16 protein-coding genes are annotated in these 15,182 nt (G+C 66.4%); 10 read left to right on the top strand and 6 right to left on the bottom strand.

Annotation, left to right across the window (positions count from 1 at the left end; all coding sequences use genetic code 11):
- Window positions 1–78: 78 nt before the first annotated feature.
- Together QTH97_RS15990 and gpmA are read right to left on the bottom strand one after the other, a co-directional pair.
- The gene (locus tag QTH97_RS15990; protein ID WP_286569269.1) at window positions 79–1,521 is read right to left on the bottom strand and encodes a S41 family peptidase; all 1,443 of its coding nucleotides are present in this window, start codon (window positions 1,519–1,521) and stop codon (window positions 79–81) included.
- 99 nt (window positions 1,522–1,620) lie between these two features.
- Complete coding sequence (gpmA, locus tag QTH97_RS15985) at window positions 1,621–2,364, bottom strand: 2,3-diphosphoglycerate-dependent phosphoglycerate mutase (protein ID WP_286569266.1); 744 nt, start codon at window positions 2,362–2,364, stop codon at window positions 1,621–1,623.
- Between the two features lie 72 nt (window positions 2,365–2,436).
- On the opposite strand from gpmA, the gene QTH97_RS15980 reads away from it, so the two are divergent.
- The 4 genes from QTH97_RS15980 (at window position 2,437) to QTH97_RS15965 (ending at window position 4,700) form a co-directional block, all read left to right on the top strand.
- Window positions 2,437–2,844: a rhodanese-like domain-containing protein gene (locus tag QTH97_RS15980; protein WP_286569479.1), complete on the top strand. Its 408-nt coding sequence runs from the start codon at window positions 2,437–2,439 to the stop codon at window positions 2,842–2,844.
- 20 nt (window positions 2,845–2,864) lie between these two features.
- The gene (gene grxC / locus QTH97_RS15975; protein WP_286569265.1) at window positions 2,865–3,125 is read left to right on the top strand and encodes a glutaredoxin 3; all 261 of its coding nucleotides are present in this window, start codon (window positions 2,865–2,867) and stop codon (window positions 3,123–3,125) included.
- Between the two features lie 89 nt (window positions 3,126–3,214).
- Window positions 3,215–3,679 (top strand): protein-export chaperone SecB, encoded by a 465-nt coding sequence (gene secB / locus QTH97_RS15970; RefSeq protein ID WP_286569264.1) that lies wholly within the window; start codon window positions 3,215–3,217, stop codon window positions 3,677–3,679.
- A gap of 19 nt (window positions 3,680–3,698) precedes the next feature.
- The gene (locus tag QTH97_RS15965) at window positions 3,699–4,700 is read left to right on the top strand and encodes an NAD(P)H-dependent glycerol-3-phosphate dehydrogenase (protein ID WP_286569262.1); all 1,002 of its coding nucleotides are present in this window, start codon (window positions 3,699–3,701) and stop codon (window positions 4,698–4,700) included.
- 18 nt (window positions 4,701–4,718) lie between these two features.
- On the opposite strand, the gene QTH97_RS15960 is transcribed toward QTH97_RS15965, so the two are convergent.
- Both QTH97_RS15960 and QTH97_RS15955 read right to left on the bottom strand, forming a co-directional pair.
- A complete protein-coding gene (locus QTH97_RS15960) occupies window positions 4,719–5,516 on the bottom strand; it encodes a segregation and condensation protein A (RefSeq protein ID WP_286569477.1) in 798 nt (265 codons plus the stop codon).
- 123 nt (window positions 5,517–5,639) lie between these two features.
- Window positions 5,640–5,846: a DUF3460 family protein gene (locus QTH97_RS15955; RefSeq protein ID WP_286569261.1), complete on the bottom strand. Its 207-nt coding sequence runs from the start codon at window positions 5,844–5,846 to the stop codon at window positions 5,640–5,642.
- A gap of 106 nt (window positions 5,847–5,952) precedes the next feature.
- Between QTH97_RS15955 and QTH97_RS15950 the strand changes: the two genes are divergently transcribed.
- Together QTH97_RS15950 and QTH97_RS15945 are read left to right on the top strand one after the other, a co-directional pair.
- Window positions 5,953–6,624 (top strand): hypothetical protein, encoded by a 672-nt coding sequence (locus QTH97_RS15950; RefSeq protein ID WP_286569260.1) that lies wholly within the window; start codon window positions 5,953–5,955, stop codon window positions 6,622–6,624.
- A 75-nt stretch (window positions 6,625–6,699) separates the two neighbouring features.
- Window positions 6,700–7,200 (top strand): outer membrane protein assembly factor BamE, encoded by a 501-nt coding sequence (locus QTH97_RS15945; protein WP_286569258.1) that lies wholly within the window; start codon window positions 6,700–6,702, stop codon window positions 7,198–7,200.
- Here QTH97_RS15945 and prpR read toward each other — a convergent pair.
- Complete coding sequence (prpR, locus tag QTH97_RS15940) at window positions 7,197–9,119, bottom strand: propionate catabolism operon regulatory protein PrpR (RefSeq protein WP_286569257.1); 1,923 nt, start codon at window positions 9,117–9,119, stop codon at window positions 7,197–7,199. The two genes, QTH97_RS15945 and prpR, sit on opposite strands and share 4 nt — an antisense overlap.
- 169 nt (window positions 9,120–9,288) lie before the next feature.
- Here prpR and QTH97_RS15935 point away from each other — a divergent pair, with 169 nt between their 5' ends.
- From QTH97_RS15935 to QTH97_RS15920, 4 genes are read left to right on the top strand one after another with little or no spacing between them, the layout of a single operon-like run.
- Entirely contained in the window at window positions 9,289–10,485 is a 1,197-nt protein-coding gene (locus tag QTH97_RS15935) for a CaiB/BaiF CoA transferase family protein (RefSeq protein WP_286569256.1), read from the top strand.
- A 9-nt stretch (window positions 10,486–10,494) separates the two neighbouring features.
- Complete coding sequence (locus tag QTH97_RS15930; RefSeq protein ID WP_286569254.1) at window positions 10,495–11,430, top strand: hydroxymethylglutaryl-CoA lyase; 936 nt, start codon at window positions 10,495–10,497, stop codon at window positions 11,428–11,430.
- 44 nt (window positions 11,431–11,474) lie between these two features.
- Window positions 11,475–12,455 carry a tripartite tricarboxylate transporter substrate binding protein gene (locus QTH97_RS15925; RefSeq protein WP_286569253.1) on the top strand — a complete coding sequence of 327 codons (981 nt, stop codon included), beginning with the start codon at window positions 11,475–11,477 and terminating at the stop codon, window positions 12,453–12,455.
- Entirely contained in the window at window positions 12,413–13,492 is a 1,080-nt protein-coding gene (locus tag QTH97_RS15920) for a Bug family tripartite tricarboxylate transporter substrate binding protein (protein WP_444813442.1), read from the top strand. Before QTH97_RS15925 ends, QTH97_RS15920 begins: the two co-directional genes overlap by 43 nt.
- Window positions 13,493–13,496: 4 nt before the next feature.
- Here the strand turns inward: QTH97_RS15920 and QTH97_RS15915 are convergent, their stop codons facing one another.
- A complete protein-coding gene (locus QTH97_RS15915; protein ID WP_286569251.1) occupies window positions 13,497–15,182 on the bottom strand; it encodes a SulP family inorganic anion transporter in 1,686 nt (561 codons plus the stop codon).

Raw genomic sequence — 15,182 nt, 5'->3', positions numbered from 1 at the left:
CTTCAAGAACACCGTGGAACCGGCTCGGCCGGTCCACCGGTGTTGCCCCCGGCAGGGGGTGGAAAGCCTGGGGTGGGCCTAGTTCTCCTTCTTCTCTTCCTTGTTGTCGACGATGACCTGCGTCTTGCTCACGAGCACCGGCTGGCCCTTCAGACGGTTGAACGCCTGCATCAACGGGAAGTCCTGCGGTGTGCCGAATTCAGGCACCTTGCGGTCCTGCGGCGGCTTCTTGGCTTCTTCCTCGAGCCGCTTGCGGGCCTCGTCGCGTGCCTTTTCGCGTTCAGGGTCCTTGCTCTCCGGGCCCTGGCCGCTGGCGAGATGCTTCTCCAGATCGGCTTCACGCATGCGCAACGCGGCGAAGGGGCTGCCTTCAGCACTTTCGTCGACCAGCACGTTCGGAACAATGCCCTTGGCCTGGATCGAAGTGCCGCTCGGCGTGTAGTAGCGGGCCGTCGTGATCTTGAGGCCGGTGTCCGGACCGAGCGGGCGCACGGTCTGCACCGAGCCCTTGCCAAAGGTCTGGCTGCCCATCACGATCGCGCGCTTGTGGTCCTGCAGGGCGCCCGCGACGATTTCGCTGGCAGAAGCCGAGCCTTCATTGACGAGCACCACCAACGGCACGGTCTTGAGCGCGGCCGGCAAGCCACGCAGCGGGTCGCTGCCGGCACGGCGCTGGTAGAACTCCGGCGCAGCCTTGTAGACGGACTTGCTCTCGGCCAGCTGCCCGTCGGTCGACACCACGGTCACGTTTTCCGGCAGGAATGCCGCCGAGATCGCCACGGCGGCGTCGAGCAGGCCACCCGGATCGTTGCGCAGGTCGAGCACCAGGCCCTTGAGATTGGGATCCTGCTTGTAGAGCTCCTCGACCTTTTTGACGAAGTCGTCGACGGTGCGTTCCTGGAACTGCGACAGGCGGATCCAGCCATAGCCCGGCTCCATGATCTTCCCTCGAACCGATTGCGTGCGGATTTCCTCACGCGTGATGGTCACCGGGAAAGTGCGGTTCTCGTCCTTGCGATAGATGGTGAGCAGCACCTTGGTGTTGGCTTCGCCCCGCATGCGCTTGACGGCTTCATTGAGCGACAGGCCCCGCACGGCGGTGTCGTCGATCTTGGTGATCAGGTCGTTCGGCTTGAGGCCGGCACGGAAGGCCGGGGAGCCTTCGATCGGGGACACGACCTTGATCAGGCCGTCTTCCTGCGAAATCTCGATGCCCACACCGACGAAGCGACCGGTGGTGCCTTCGCGGAATTCCTTGAACGACTTCTTGTCGAAGTACTGCGAATGCGGGTCGAGGCCGGCAACCATGCCAGAGATGGCATCGGAGATCAGCTTTTTCTCATCGACCGGTTCGACGTAGTCGCTCTTGACCATGCCGAACACCGCAGCAAGCTGCTGCAGTTCTTCGAGCGGCAGAGGAGCCAGAGAGCCTCGTGCAACAGTTTGCAACGAGACGGTGGTCAGCGCGCCGGCAAAGGCGCCCGCGGCAACCCAGCCGGTGATCTTCAATTTCTGGCCCATGTGTAAGTGTCCTTGTCGCCTGTCAATCCAATATACAGGGCTTGGAAGCAAGTTGTCTGCCGTGGTTCCGCGAAACCGGTGACGAAGGTCAGACTTTCGTTAACCCTTGCCTTGTGCGGCGACCGCGGCTACGGCTTTCTCGGCCGCGTCGGCGTCACCGAGGTAATAGTGGCGCAACGGCTTGAGCTCGTCGTCCAGTTCGTAGACCAGCGGGATCCCGTTCGGGATGTTGAGGCCCACGATCGCGTCGTCGGAGATGCCGTCGAGGTATTTCACCAGGGCGCGGATGGAATTGCCGTGCGCCGCCACCACCAGGCGCCGTCCGGCGCGGATGGCCGGCGCCATGGATTCGTTCCAGAAGGGCAGTACGCGTGCCACGGTGTCCTTCAGGCACTCGGTCAGCGGCACCTGCTCGGGCGCCAGCTTGGCGTAGCGCACGTCGGTGCGTTCGCTGCGCGGGTCGTTGGCTTCCAGCGGCGGCGGCGGCGTGTTGTAGCTGCGGCGCCAGACCAGAACCTGTTCGTCGCCGTACTTCTTGGCGGTTTCGGCCTTGTTGAGGCCCTGGAGGCCGCCGTAGTGACGTTCGTTCAGACGCCAGGAATGCACCACCGGCAACCAGGTGCGATCGAGCTCGTCCAGCGTGTGCCAGAGGGTGCGGGTGGCGCGCTTGAGCACGCTGGTGTAGGCCACGTCGAAGTCGTAACCCTCGGCCTTGAGGAGCCGGCCGGCCTGTTTGGCCTGTTCGATGCCGGTCGGCGTCAGGTCGACGTCGGTCCAGCCCGTGAAGCGGTTTTCGAGATTCCAGGTCGATTCGCCGTGGCGGATCAGTACCAGTTTGTGCATGAGAGAGGCCTTTGGGAACGCGTGCGGAAAGCCGACATTCTAAAATCCGGGGTTTGCCACTCAAGGAATACCGTGAAATTCATCGTCGACAACTGGATGCTGATCCTGATTGCACTCAGCTCCGGCGGCATGCTGGCCTGGCCGATGGTGCGCGGCGCGAACGCCGGATCGCTCACTGCGCAGGGGGCGGTGCAACTCATCAACCGCGAGCGCGCGGTGGTGGTCGACGTGCGCGAACCCGAGGAATTTGCCGCGGGCCACGTCACGGGCGCCAAGAACGTGCCGCTCAACCAGCTCGAGCAGAAGCTCGCCGCCACGGTCAAAAACAAGTCGTTGCCATTGTTGCTTGTGTGTGCCACGGGCGCTCGCGCCCAGCGCGCGGTGGCCACGGCCAAGAAGCTCGGGTACGAGCAAGCCCAAGCCGTTGCCGGCGGACTCAAATCCTGGAAAGAAGCTAACCTGCCGGTTGAAAAGGCCTGAACTTCCCCGAGATACCCCCGATGCAAGCCGTCAAGATGTACACCACCGCCGTTTGCCCATACTGCATTCGCGCGAAGCAAATCCTCAAATCCAAGGGCGTGGAGCAGATCGAAGAGATCCGCATCGACAGCGACCCGCGGGCGCGTGCCACGATGATGGACATCACCCAGCGCCGTACGGTGCCGCAGATCTTCATCGGCGACACCCACGTGGGCGGCTGCGACGACCTGATCGCGCTCGATGGGCGCGGCGCCCTGATGCCGCTCTTGCAGGGCGCCTGACTCCCGGCGGGCGATAATCGCCGGCTACCTCCAGAAGCCCGCTCTGGGATATCCCGAGCGGGCATTGTTTTGATACTCGAAAGTTCAGCATGGCCGACCAGCAAGCACAAGATCCCGTTTTCCAGATCCAGCGCGTCTATCTGAAAGACCTGTCGCTCGAGCAGCCCAACTCCCCGGCCATCCTGCTGGAGCAGGAACAGCCGACGGTCGACATCCAGCTCGGCGTCGATGCCCAGCCCGTGACCGACGGCATCTTCGAGATCACCGTGTCGGCCACCGTGCAGACCAAGATCCAGGACAAGACCGTTTTCCTGGTCGAGGCCAAGCAAGCCGGCATCTTCGAGATCCGCAACCTGCCCGAAGACCAGATGGGCCCGATCCTCGGCATTGCCTGCCCGCAGATCGTCTACCCCTATCTGCGCGGCAACGTGGCCGACGTGATCCAGCGCGGCGGCTTCCCGCCAGTGCATCTGGCCGAAATCAACTTCCAGGCGATGTTCGAGCAGCAGCAGGCGCAAGCCTCGGCGCAGACCTCGCCGATCATCACGCAGTAATCCGCCAGCGCACGCACCGATGAGAATCTGCGTGCTCGGCGCCGGCGCCTGGGGCACGGCGCTGGCGGTCAACGCGGCAGCCCGGCACGCGGTCACCTTGTGGGGGCGTGACGCGGCCCAGGTCCAGGCCATGTCGGCCGCGCGTGAAAACGCGCGCTATCTGCCCGGCGTGTCGCTTCCTCCCTCACTGAACCTCCTGGCAGGCGATCCGCTTGCCGCGGTTGCGCACGCCGATCTGGTGATCGTCGCGACGCCAATGGCCGCCCTGCGGGAGCAACTCGGCAAGCTGCGCGACGTGGCCTGTCCGGTCGCCTGGCTGTCCAAGGGCGTCGAGCCGGCCATCGCCAATTCGGGGGAGGAGGGCCTGCTGGCCCACGAAATCCAGGCGCGCGTGGCGCCCCGGCTGCTGGCCGGCGTGTTGAGCGGCCCCAGCTTCGCGTTGGAAGTTGCACAGGGCCGGCCGACGGCGTTGGTGGCGGCGAGCCCGCATGCATCAGTGCGCGACGCGCTGGTCAGTGCGTTTCACGGCCCCGCGCTGCGCGTCTACGCCAACGAGGACATCGTCGGCGTGGAGATCGGCGGCGCGGTCAAGAATGTGCTCGCCATCGCGACCGGCCTTGCGGACGGGCTGTCGCTCGGCCTCAACGCACGTGCGGCACTGATTACCCGCGGTCTTGCTGAAATGACGCGCCTCGGCGCGGCGCTGGGTGCGCGGCCGGACACTTTCATGGGCCTTTCGGGCCTGGGTGATCTCGTCCTCACTGCGACGGGAGATCTCTCCCGCAATCGCAAGGTCGGATTGCTGCTAGCGCAGGGCCTCACGCTGGAGCAGGCAGTGAATTCGCTCGGCCACGTGGCGGAAGGCGTCTATTGCGCACGCACGGTCGTGCAGCGCGCCCGGCACCTGGGCGTCGAGATGCCGATTGCGTCGAGCGTGGTGGCCCTGCTGGATGGGCGGGTGCGCCCGGTGGAAGCGGTTTCCGAACTGATGGGCCGCGAGCCCGGGGTCGAATCCGCCTGAGCGGCTCTCGGGCGGGTTTCAGGCCGGCGAGTAGGCCAGCCGCACGTAGATCGGCGCGAAGGCCTCGGCCTGGGTGATGTCGATCAAGGTCTCTTTCGCGAGTTCGAGCATCGCGATGAAGGTGACGATCAGCACCGGCGTGCCCCGCGTCACGTCGAAGAGCTTCTCGAACTCCACGAACTGGCGCCCCTGCAGGTGGCGCAGGACGATGCTCATGTGCTCTCGCACGCTGAGTTCCTCGCGCGAGATCTTGTGGTGCTGCACGAGCTTGGCTCGCTTCATGATGTCCGCCCAGGCTTCGCGCAGGTCGACCACGTTCACGTCCGGGAAGCGGGGCTTGAGCGATTGCTCGATGTAGACCTGCGCCTTCCAGAAGTCTCGCCCCGCCTGCGGCATGGCGCTCAGCGAGGCGGCCTGCAGCTTGGTCTGCTCGTATTCGAGCAGGCGGCGGACCAGTTCGGCGCGCGGGTCCTCGGCTTCCTCGCCCTCCGCCGTCTTCTTGGGCGGCAGCAGCATGCGCGACTTGATCTCGATCAGCATCGCGGCCATCAGCAGGTATTCGGCCGCGAGCTCGAGGTTGGTCTGGCGGATCTCGTCGACGTAGCTGAGGTACTGGCGCGTCAGCCCCGCCATGGGAATGTCGAGGATGTTGAAGTTCTGCTTGCGAATCAGGTAGAGCAGCAAGTCCAGCGGGCCTTCGAAGGCCTCCAGGAACACCTGGAGCGCCTCGGGCGGGATGTACAGGTCGTTCGGCAGCGCGAAGAGCGGCTCGCCGTAGAGCCGCGCGAGCGCAACCTGGTCGATCACATCGGGCATGCCGGCTGCGATGGCAACGCCGTCGTCGGCGATGACATCGTCCTGGGTGGCGCGGCTGTCGTCCGTCGGGGCGCCATCACCCTGCCGACGGCTGCCGGAGCCCGGTACGGCCCGAATGATCACTTACTTGACGCGGGTCTGGTAGACGTAGGGCTGCTGCGGCACCTTGGCTTCGCTGTACTCGCTGAGCAGGCTGCGATCGAGGTGCTTGTCCCACAGGAGTGCGCGCCCGGCGCGCTGTTCTGCCTCCAGCGTCGGCTTTTTCTCCTTCATCTGTTCGATGAAGTTCGTGATTTCGGACGTGTAGTGGGGGCGGGCGAAGATGGACATGGCAGTGAGGGACCTTTGTCAGCGATTTTACCGGGTGGAATCCGCCTTGAAGCGGCTATCGGCATGCGCTAGCGTGGCGGCACCAACCATTCGAAGGAGACTGCCGATGAAGCGCCGACACTCGATGTACCTCGTTGCAACCGCCGCGGCCGCCGTGCTGCTGGTCGCTTGCAGCACCACGGGGCCAGCCGCGCCGCAGAGCAAGATGGGCTTCTTCGTCACCAGTGCGAACCCTGGCAAAGGTGCCGACCTCGGCGGGCTGGCTGGCGCCGACCGCTTCTGCCAGAGCCTGGCCTCGGCAGTGGGCGCTGGAGGACGCACCTGGCGCGCTTATCTCAGCACTCCCGCAGCAGGGGGAGCGCCGGCGGTGAACGCCCGTGACCGCATCGGCACGGGTCCCTGGTACAACGTCAAGGGCCAGCTGATCGCAAGTAACGTGGATCAGCTGCACGGCACCAACAACATCACCAAGCAGACGGCATTGACCGAGAAGGGCGATGGGGTCAGCGGCCGCGGCGACCCGGTCAACCAGCACGACATCCTGACCGGTTCGACGCCCGACGGCCGCGCTTCTGCCGACGCAAAGGACACCACTTGCGGCAACTGGACCAAGAGCGGCGACGGCTCGGCCATTGTCGGCCACCATGACCGTACCGGCCTGGACGAGAGCGCACCCGCCAAGTCGTGGAACTCCTCGCATGCCACCCAGGGCTGCAGCCTGGATGCGCTGAAGAAGACGGGCGGCGGCGGCCTGCTGTTCTGCTTCGCACAGAACTGAGGCCGGGCGCCTGGACCGTGGGCACCGGGAGGCGGCCTTAGACTGCGCCCCACGCATTGACAAGTGGAGGCGCACATGGCGCGATCGAGAACCCGTTTGCGCCTGGTGGCCGCGCTTTTGAGCACGGTCTTCTGGCTTGCGGCCTGCGATGTGAAACGCATCAGCGAACTGGAGGAGGGGGTGTCCACGGAGGCCGACGTGCGCGCGCGTTTCGGCCAACCCGAGAACATCTGGGATTCGCCGCAGGGCCGGGTCTTCGAATACAACCGCCAGCCCCAGGGCCAGAAGAACTACATGATCACCATCGGCGCCGACGGCAAGATGAGCGCGTTGCGCCAGGTGCTCACGCCCGAGAACTTCGACAAGGTGCGGCCCGGCATGCCCATGGAAGACCTGCGCAAGCTGCTGGGCAAGCCCGCGAAGCGCACGCCCTATCCGCTCAAGAACCAGACCGATTGGGAATGGCGCTGGGTCCAACCGCCGAACTCGCCGATGGTGTTCACCGCCACGCTCAGTGACGACCAGCGCGTGGTGAGCGCGGCCTCGTCGCCCGATCGCAGCACCGAGGCGAACTAGGGACTGTCGGTCTCGGCGTCGAACTCGCGCAGCCAGCGCCACAAGGTGGATCGGCTGACACCCAACTGCTTCGCGGCACGCTGCCGATTGCCATCGGCGAGGCGCACGGCTTCCAGTACGCGCTCGCGCAAGGGCGGGGTCCCCAATGGATGCCGCTCGAACAGCTCCGGACAGTCGTGCCGCAGTTCGTCGTAGCGGATGTCCTCGACCCGATCGAACTGCAGCAGGAACACGGCGACTCTTTCGCTGATGTTTTCCAGCTCCCGCACATTCCCTTGCCACTCGCAGGCAAGGAAGCGCGGCAGCAGCGGTGCCAGCGCGGCCCCGGCGTCGATGCGCGAGCCCAGCCGATGGAGGCACCGCCCCACGTGGGCCCGCGCAAGCACGGCGATGTCATCGCCGCGTTCGCGCAGCGGCGGCAGCGACAGGCGCAGCGTGTTGATGCGGTAGTAGAGGTCCTGCCGGAAGCGCCGCGCCGCGATCATCTCTTCGAGCGGCTGGTGCGTGGCTGCGATCACGCGCACGTCCACCGGAATGGGCGCCGTGGCGCCGAGCCGCGTGATCTCGCGTTCCTGCAGCACGCGCAGCAGGCGCGTCTGCAGCGACAGCGGCATGTCGCCGATCTCGTCCAGGAACAGCGTGCCTGTGTGGGCGGTCTCGAAAAGCCCGCGCTTGCCGCCGCGGCGCGAGCCGGTGAAAGCGCCCTCCTCGTAGCCGAACAATTCGCTCTCCAGCAGCGTCTCGGGAAAGGATGCGCAATTGACCGCGACGAAAGGCCGATCGGCACGTGCGCTGTCGTTGTGGATCGCCTGCGCGAAGAGTTCCTTGCCGACGCCGCTCTCGCCGGCGATCAGCACGCCCAGGTCGGTCCTTGCGAATCGGCGCGCCGTGCTGATCGCACGCACGAACGCCGGGCTCTGGCCGATCAGGCTGCCGAAGCCGTGCTTCGCGGCGTTCTGGTGGCGACGCTGCTGCATGCGCAGGCTGGTGTCGGCCTCCTGGATCTTGCGAGCGTCGTAGAGCGTGATGGCCGCACCCACGATTTCGCCATGCTCACGGATCGGCGTTCGGTTGACGATCCAGTCGCGTCGCGCGTAGCGCTGAACCGCCGCACGCTCCTCCGCGCCCGTGTCCAGCGTGGGCTGGAGCGACAGTTCGGGCTCCACGAGGTCGAGGCGCTGTCCCAGCAGCGGCCGGTGTGGCGTGCCCAGCAACTGCTGCATCGGCGGGTTGACGGCGATGATGCAGTTGTCGCGGTTCACGGCCAGCACCGCTTCCTGGAGGTTGTGCAGCACGCCGTTGAGTTGCTCATAGCGGCCTGCCTCGAGCCGTGCCACGCGCGCCAGTTCGATCGCGTCCTCGAAACCCTTGCGGATGCTTGCCAGCGAATAGGCCAGCAGCCCGTGCAGTCCCGCTTCCTCGGCCAGTTCCACCACCAGGCTCGATCCCACGATGACCTCGAAGCCGTCCCGGCGCAGCATCTCGAACTGCTGGCGCGCGTCGTCCGGCGTCTGGTAGGCGTACTGGGTGATCTCGATGTTGAGCAGGTCCTTCACCGCATCCAGCTCGGGGATGGTCTGGCCGTACATCACGACACCTACGCGGCTGGAGATGCGCCGGGCCTTGATCAGCGCCTGCAGCAGGTCGAAGCCGCCAAGCTGGATGGTGGCCACCGGCGCTTCGAGGCCCGCACGCAGAATGCTTGCGTTCGAGCCAGCGCTGACAAAGGCGTCGACCGTGCCGCGCGCCATGCGATCGCGGGCGATCTCCAGCGCGCCGCCGAAGGTGCCGTCCACCACTTCGATGTCGGCACGGCCAACGTATTCCGCAACCACTGGCATGGCGAATTCGCGAATCTGCCGGTAGCTGAGAAAGCAAAGGCGGGGCAGTCGCGTTCGCTGGAATGAAATGGCGACCATGAGAACTACGTCTTGTTGAAACACGAAAGTGTTTCACAAATGTCTCATGGAACCAAACGCCGAATCAGTCCATTAAAAAAACTCTTTTGAATCAACGGGTTGCAGCTTTCACTGCGCTGGCACGCCGCGTGCGATAGGGGGAACGAACACCTTCTACGGAGACATCGCCTTGGCACTCGAACACATCACCGTGCTGGACCTGACCCACATGCTCTCGGGTCCCTACGGCACCATGCTTCTGGCCGACCTCGGCGCACGCACCATCAAGGTCGAACCGCCCGGCACGGGCGAGGGCACACGCCGCTTGCTCGAACACGACCCCGACTACGCCCGCGACGGCATGGGCGCCTATTACCTGACGCTCAACCGCAACAAGGAGAGCGTCTGCGTCGACCTCAAGAGCGAAGCCGGCAAGGCCGTCTTCCTCGACCTCGTGCGGCAGGCCGACGTGGTGTTCGACAACTTCAGCGTCGGCGTGACCGCGCGGCTGGGCATCGACTACGAGTCGCTGTCACAGGTGAACCCGCGCATCGTCACCTGCTCGGTCACCGGCTTCGGCCAGAGCGGCCCCCAAACGCATCGCCCGGCCTTCGACCAGGTGGTGCAGGCGATGGGCGGCGGCATGTCGATCACCGGCACGCCCGAGACCGGCCCTACCCGCAGCGGCATTCCGATCGGCGACCTGGGCGGCGGCATGTTCGGCGCGATGGGCGTGCTCGCGGCGCTCGCGGAGCGCGAACGCACTGGCCGCGGCCAGCACGTGGACATCTCGATGCTCGACGCGCAGATCTCGCTGCTCAACTACATGGCGACCATGCACCTGATGTCTGGCCACGTGCCTGCCGGCATCGGCAACGGGCACTTCGTGCACGTGCCCTACAACAGCTACCCGACCGCCGACGGCCACATCATCATCGCGTGCATCGGGGACGCCTTCTTCGAGCGCTTCGTTGAATTCATCGACCTGCCGGCGCTGCGCAAGCCCGAGTACCTCCAGCAGCCGGTGCGCTACGCGGCGAAGGCCGAGATCGATGCCATCGTCGGCGCCGAACTGCGGAAGCAGCCAACCGCCTACTGGCTGGAGCGCCTGCGCGCAGCGCGCATTCCGTGCGGGCCGGTCAACAACTTCGAGCAGGCCCTCAACGATGTGCAGGTGCGCGCGCGCGACATGGTGGTCGAGGTGCCGCTCAAGTCCGGCGAGATGCTGCGCATGCCGGGCAACCCGATCAAGCTCTCTGCCGCGTCCAGCAAGAACTTCACCTGCCCGCCCGCGCTGGGCGAGCACACGCGCAGCGTGCTGGCCGAACTGGCCGGCTATTCGCCGGACCAGCTCGAACAACTGTGGCGCGACGGCGCGATCGGCTAGGACTGCGCCATGGAACGAATCCACATCACCGACGTCGCCCCGCGCGACGGTTTGCAGAACCAGCAGGTGCCGGTTTCGACTGGGTCCAAGCTGGAGCTGATCCGCCTGCTGGCGGCCGCGGGCGTGCAGAGCGTGGAGGCCACGAGCTTCGTGTCGCCCAAGGCCGTGCCGCAGATGTCCGATGCCGGCGAACTGGTCACCCGGTTGAATGCGGCCCTCCCGGGGCTGCGCAGCTCGGTGCTGGTGCCCAACCTCAAGGGGCTGGAGCGTGCGCAAGCGGCCGGCGCGCAGGAGATCGCGGTCGTGCTCTCGGCCACCGAGACCATGAATCGCAGGAACATCAACATGGGTCTGCAGGAAGCCACCGAGGTGAGCGCGCAGACCCTGGCCGAAGCGCAGCGCCTCGGCATGCGCACGCGCGCCTATGTGGCGGTGGCTTTCGACTGCCCCTTCGAGGGCGAGACGCCGCTCGCGGAAGTGGCCCGCCTGGCTGCCCGCATGCACAAGGAGGGCGCCGGAGAAATCGTGATCGCCGACACCATCGGTTCGGCTTCGCCCGGGCAGGTGAAGGAGCGCCTGCGCGCCCTGCGAGAGGTGGTGCCCGTGGCCCAGCTCGCCGTGCATTTCCACGACACGCGCGGCATGGGCGTCGCCAACGCCTGGGCTGCATTGGAGGCGGGCGTGCGCCGTTTCGATGCCAGTGTCGGCGGCATCGGCGGCTGCCCGTTCGCTCCAGGCGCGGCCGGCAACGTCGCCACCGAGGACCTGGTGCTCATGGCCGAGCGCAGTGGTTTCTCGACGGGCATCTCCATCGACGGCCTGCTCGACGCGGTGGACTTCGCCGAGGCGCAGTTGCAGCGCGCGCTGGGCGGACGCGCCATCACCTGGCTGCGACGCCAGCGCGAGAAGGAGCGAGGGGCGCAAGCCGCCCCTCAGTCAGCCTGAACGAGCCGCACGAAGTCAGATCCCGCCAACGAAAGAGACAACCCATGACAAGCCCCTTCACGACCTTCACCCGTCGCACCGCACTCGCGGCCCTCGCATCGATCGCAGCCACCTCCGCGTGGTCGCAAGCGGCCGACGCGAAATTTCCGAGCAAGCCCGTCACGCTGGTGGTGCCCTACGCGGCCGGCGGCGGCACCGACATCGTCGGACGCCTGATGGCGCAAAAGCTGTCCGAGCTCTGGGGCCAGTCGGTCGTGGTCGACAACCGCACCGGCGCCAATGGTGTCATCGGCTCCAGCCACGTCGCCAAGTCCCCGCCCGACGGCCACACGCTGCTGCTGGTGGTCGGCTCCCACGCCATCAATCCGGTGCTCATGAAGAGCATGCCCTACGACACCATCAACGCCTTCACGCCGGTAACCAACATCGCGAGCTCGCCGATGGTGCTGGTGGTGGCCGCGAAGGGGCCGTACAAGACGCTGAACGACGTGGTCAAGGCCGCGCGCACCGAGGAGCTGGCCGTCGGCTACTCCGAAGGCCAGACGCGGCTGACAGGCGAGCTCATCCGCCAGGCCGGCGACCTGAAGATGACAGGCATTCCGTACAAGGGCGGCGCGCCGATCATGGTCGACATCATCGGCGGCCATCTGCCGCTGGGCGTGACCAGCGTGCTCACCGCGCTGCCGCACGTGCAGTCGGGCGCCCTGCGCGTCGTGGGTGTGGCCGCGGACCAGCGCATGGCCATCTTTCCGGATGCGATGACCTTCAAGGAGGTCGGCCTGAAAGGCGTCGAATCGCTGAGCTGGTACGGCCTCTTCGGGCCGGCCGGCATGTCGCCCGCGGTCGTCGCGCAGATCAACCAGGACTTGAAGAGGGTCACGGCCGATCCCGCGGTCGTCAAGCAGATGCAGGCCCAGGGCGCGCAACTGGTGCTGACGCCGCCGGCCGAGTTCCGGAAGTTCCTCGCGGGCGAGACGGAGAAATGGGCGCTGGTCGCGCAGCGCGGCGGCATCAAGCCCGAGTAAGCACAGATTTCGACAACCAGAAAAACGGAGACATCCACATGCCATTGAATTTTCCTCGGGCGACGCTGCGCCGAGTCTTCGCGCCCGCGCTGCTGGCGCTGACCGCCATCGGCGGCGCCGCGCCTGCATCCGCGGACGACTACCCGAGCAAGCCGATCCGTCTCATTGTTCCCTTCGCGCCCGGCGGCGTCACCGACACCGGCGCGCGCGTGGTGGCCGAGCGGCTCGGCCAGCGCCTGGGCCAACAGGTCGTGGTCGACAACCGGCCCGGCGCCTCGGGCAACATCGGCACGCAGATGGCTGCCACCGCGGCGCCCGACGGCTACACGCTGGTGGTCGGCTTCGATGGCACGCTGGTCATCAATCCGCACGTGTACGGCAAGGTGCCCTTCGACCCGGTGAAGGACTTCGCGCCCGTGAGCAAGATCGGCGATGCGGCGCTCATCATCGTGACGCACCCGTCGGTGCCAGTGAAGACCTTCGACGAACTGGTGGCCTACTCCAAGTCCCACCCCGGCGGCGTGTCCTACGGCAGCGCCGGCACCGGCAGCACGCCACATCTCGCGGGCGAACTGCTGAAGATGCGCACCGGCGCCAATTTCGTCCATGTGCCCTACAAGGGCGGCGGCCAGGCCATGGCCGACGTGGTGGGCGGCACGCTGCCGATGCTCTACACGGCCGTGGCCGGCGCCTATCCATTCATCCAGAAAGGGCAGATCAACGCGATTGCGGTGTCGAGCAGCCAGCGCCTGCCGTCGCTGCCCAAGGTGCCCACCGTCTCCGAGGCGGGCGTGCCGGGCTTCGAGTCCAGCTCGTGGATCGGCATCCTTGCGCCGGCGAAGACGCCGCAGCCCATCGTCGACAAGCTGCAGCGCGAGCTCCATGCGGTCGTCCAGTCACCGGACATCAAGGATCGGCTGGCCTCGCTCGGCATCACCGCCTCGGGCAACACGCCGGCCGAGTTCGGCCAGCAGATCCAGTCGGACCTGAAGCGCTACGCGGAAATCGTCCGGACGGCCAACATCAAGGTGGACTGAGCCTTCAGACGCCGTGCGAGGCCGCGTCGGGCACGCCACCCGATGTGAGTTCTGCCGCGAAGCCTGAACGCACGATCAACTCGAGCGGCTGCGGCTGCAGCGACTCGATGCGCAGCACCCCGTCGCGCGACAGCACGGCCTTGTGCACCTGGCGCAGCGCATCGAGCCCGGTCGCGTCCAGCGAGATCAGGTGCATCGCGTCGAGCACCACTGTCATGCCGCGCGGCGCGCGTTCGACCGCCTGTACCGTCGCGTCCAGCTTGGCGGCGGCGCCGAAGAACAAGGCGCCGAAGAGCCTGAAGGTCAGCACCGGCGGTTCCAGTGACACCATCTCGACGCTGAACAGCGTGCTCATCCGCCGGACAAAGAGGGCGCACGCCAGCACGATGCCCACCTGCACCGCCACGGTGAGGTCGAACACGACGGTGAGGAAGAAGGTGCCCAGCATCAGCAGCCGGTAATGCTGGCTGAAGCGCCGCAGCATGTACGGCGAGAACTCGCGCCACTCGCCCATGTTCCAGGCCACGAACACGAGGATGCCCGCCAGCACCGCGAGCGGCACGTGCTGCGCGAGCGGAGCGGCGACCAGCACGACCACCATCAAGGTGAGCGAGTGCACGATGCCCGCGATGGGTGAAGTCGCGCCTGCCCGCAGGTTGGTGATGGTCCTCGCGATCGTGCCGGTCGCCGGCATGCCGCCGAAGAAGGGAGTGACCGCATTGGCGATGCCTTGTGCCATCAGCTCCTGATTCGGATCGTGCCGTGGCAGCCCGCTGACCTGATCGGCGACGCGCGCGCACAACAGCGATTCGATCGCGCCGAGCAGCGCGATGGTGAGGGTTGGCGTCACCAGTTGCTTGACAGTCTCCCACGTGAAATCGGGCAGCGCGAACGCCGGCACGCCGCTGGGGATGCCGCCGAAGCGCGTCCCGATGGTCTCGACGGGCAGGCTGAAGCCCCACGACACCAGCGTCAGCGTGCCCAGCGCGACGATGGGCCCCGGCACGCGCGACCCGGCTCGCGCGGCGCGCGTATCGGCCATGCGCCCCAAGACGAAATGCACGGCGTGGCCGAAGCGCGTCTTGTCGTGCAGCAGGTGCGGCCACGCGAACAAGCCGACGAGGCAGGCGAGGCCAAGCCCGAAGGCGTAGGGATTGAAGCTGCCGAGGTTCGTCGCCAGCGTGTGGATCTGCGAGAACATGTCGGCCGGCATCTTCGCGATCGAGAGGCCGAGCCAGTCCTTGATCTGCGAAATCAGGATCAGTGTCGCAATGCCGTTGGTGAAGCCGATGACGATCGACACCGGCACATAGCGCACGAGCGTGCCCAAGCGGAACAGCCCCATCAGGAAGAGCAGCACGCCGGCGCAGGCGGTCGCGATCAGCAGGTTCGCGACGCCGTAGCGCTCGACGATGCCGTAGACGATCACGATGAAGGCGCCGGCCGGGCCGCCGATCTGCACCGCCGAACCGCCGAGCGCCGCGATCAGGAAGCCCGCGATGATGGCCGTCCAGATGCCTGCCTCGGGCTTGAGCCCCGAGGCGATTGCGAAGGCCATCGCCAGGGGCAGCGCCACGATGCCCACCGTGGCACCCGCGCCGAGGTCCTTGAAGAAGCGTTCCTGGTTGTAGCCCGCGAGGGCGTCGATGAGCCGGGGACGGAAGCTCGCCAGCTTCAGGGGAGAGGTCAT

It is taken from the genome of Variovorax gracilis (genome assembly GCF_030317115.1).
In the GTDB taxonomy this organism is placed as follows: Bacteria; Pseudomonadota; Gammaproteobacteria; order Burkholderiales; family Burkholderiaceae_C; genus Variovorax; species Variovorax gracilis.
Note: the sequence above shows the minus strand (reverse complement) of the source record. Positions and strands in the feature narration are given on the sequence as shown.

Coding starts and splice junctions, on each gene's coding strand:
- QTH97_RS15990 (WP_286569269.1), bottom strand. CDS start 1,521: ATGGGCCAGAAATTGAAGATCACCGGCTGGGTTGCCGCGGGCGCCTTT.
- gpmA (WP_286569266.1), bottom strand. CDS start 2,364: ATGCACAAACTGGTACTGATCCGCCACGGCGAATCGACCTGGAATCTC.
- grxC (WP_286569265.1), top strand. CDS start 2,865: ATGCAAGCCGTCAAGATGTACACCACCGCCGTTTGCCCATACTGCATT.
- secB (WP_286569264.1), top strand. CDS start 3,215: ATGGCCGACCAGCAAGCACAAGATCCCGTTTTCCAGATCCAGCGCGTC.
- QTH97_RS15965 (WP_286569262.1), top strand. CDS start 3,699: ATGAGAATCTGCGTGCTCGGCGCCGGCGCCTGGGGCACGGCGCTGGCG.
- QTH97_RS15960 (WP_286569477.1), bottom strand. CDS start 5,516: ATGCCCGATGTGATCGACCAGGTTGCGCTCGCGCGGCTCTACGGCGAG.
- QTH97_RS15955 (WP_286569261.1), bottom strand. CDS start 5,846: ATGTCCATCTTCGCCCGCCCCCACTACACGTCCGAAATCACGAACTTC.
- QTH97_RS15950 (WP_286569260.1), top strand. CDS start 5,953: ATGAAGCGCCGACACTCGATGTACCTCGTTGCAACCGCCGCGGCCGCC.
- QTH97_RS15945 (WP_286569258.1), top strand. CDS start 6,700: ATGGCGCGATCGAGAACCCGTTTGCGCCTGGTGGCCGCGCTTTTGAGC.
- prpR (WP_286569257.1), bottom strand. CDS start 9,119: ATGGTCGCCATTTCATTCCAGCGAACGCGACTGCCCCGCCTTTGCTTT.
- QTH97_RS15930 (WP_286569254.1), top strand. CDS start 10,495: ATGGAACGAATCCACATCACCGACGTCGCCCCGCGCGACGGTTTGCAG.
- QTH97_RS15925 (WP_286569253.1), top strand. CDS start 11,475: ATGACAAGCCCCTTCACGACCTTCACCCGTCGCACCGCACTCGCGGCC.
- QTH97_RS15920 (WP_444813442.1), top strand. CDS start 12,413: ATGGGCGCTGGTCGCGCAGCGCGGCGGCATCAAGCCCGAGTAAGCACA.
- QTH97_RS15915 (WP_286569251.1), bottom strand. CDS start 15,182: ATGACCTCTCCCCTGAAGCTGGCGAGCTTCCGTCCCCGGCTCATCGAC.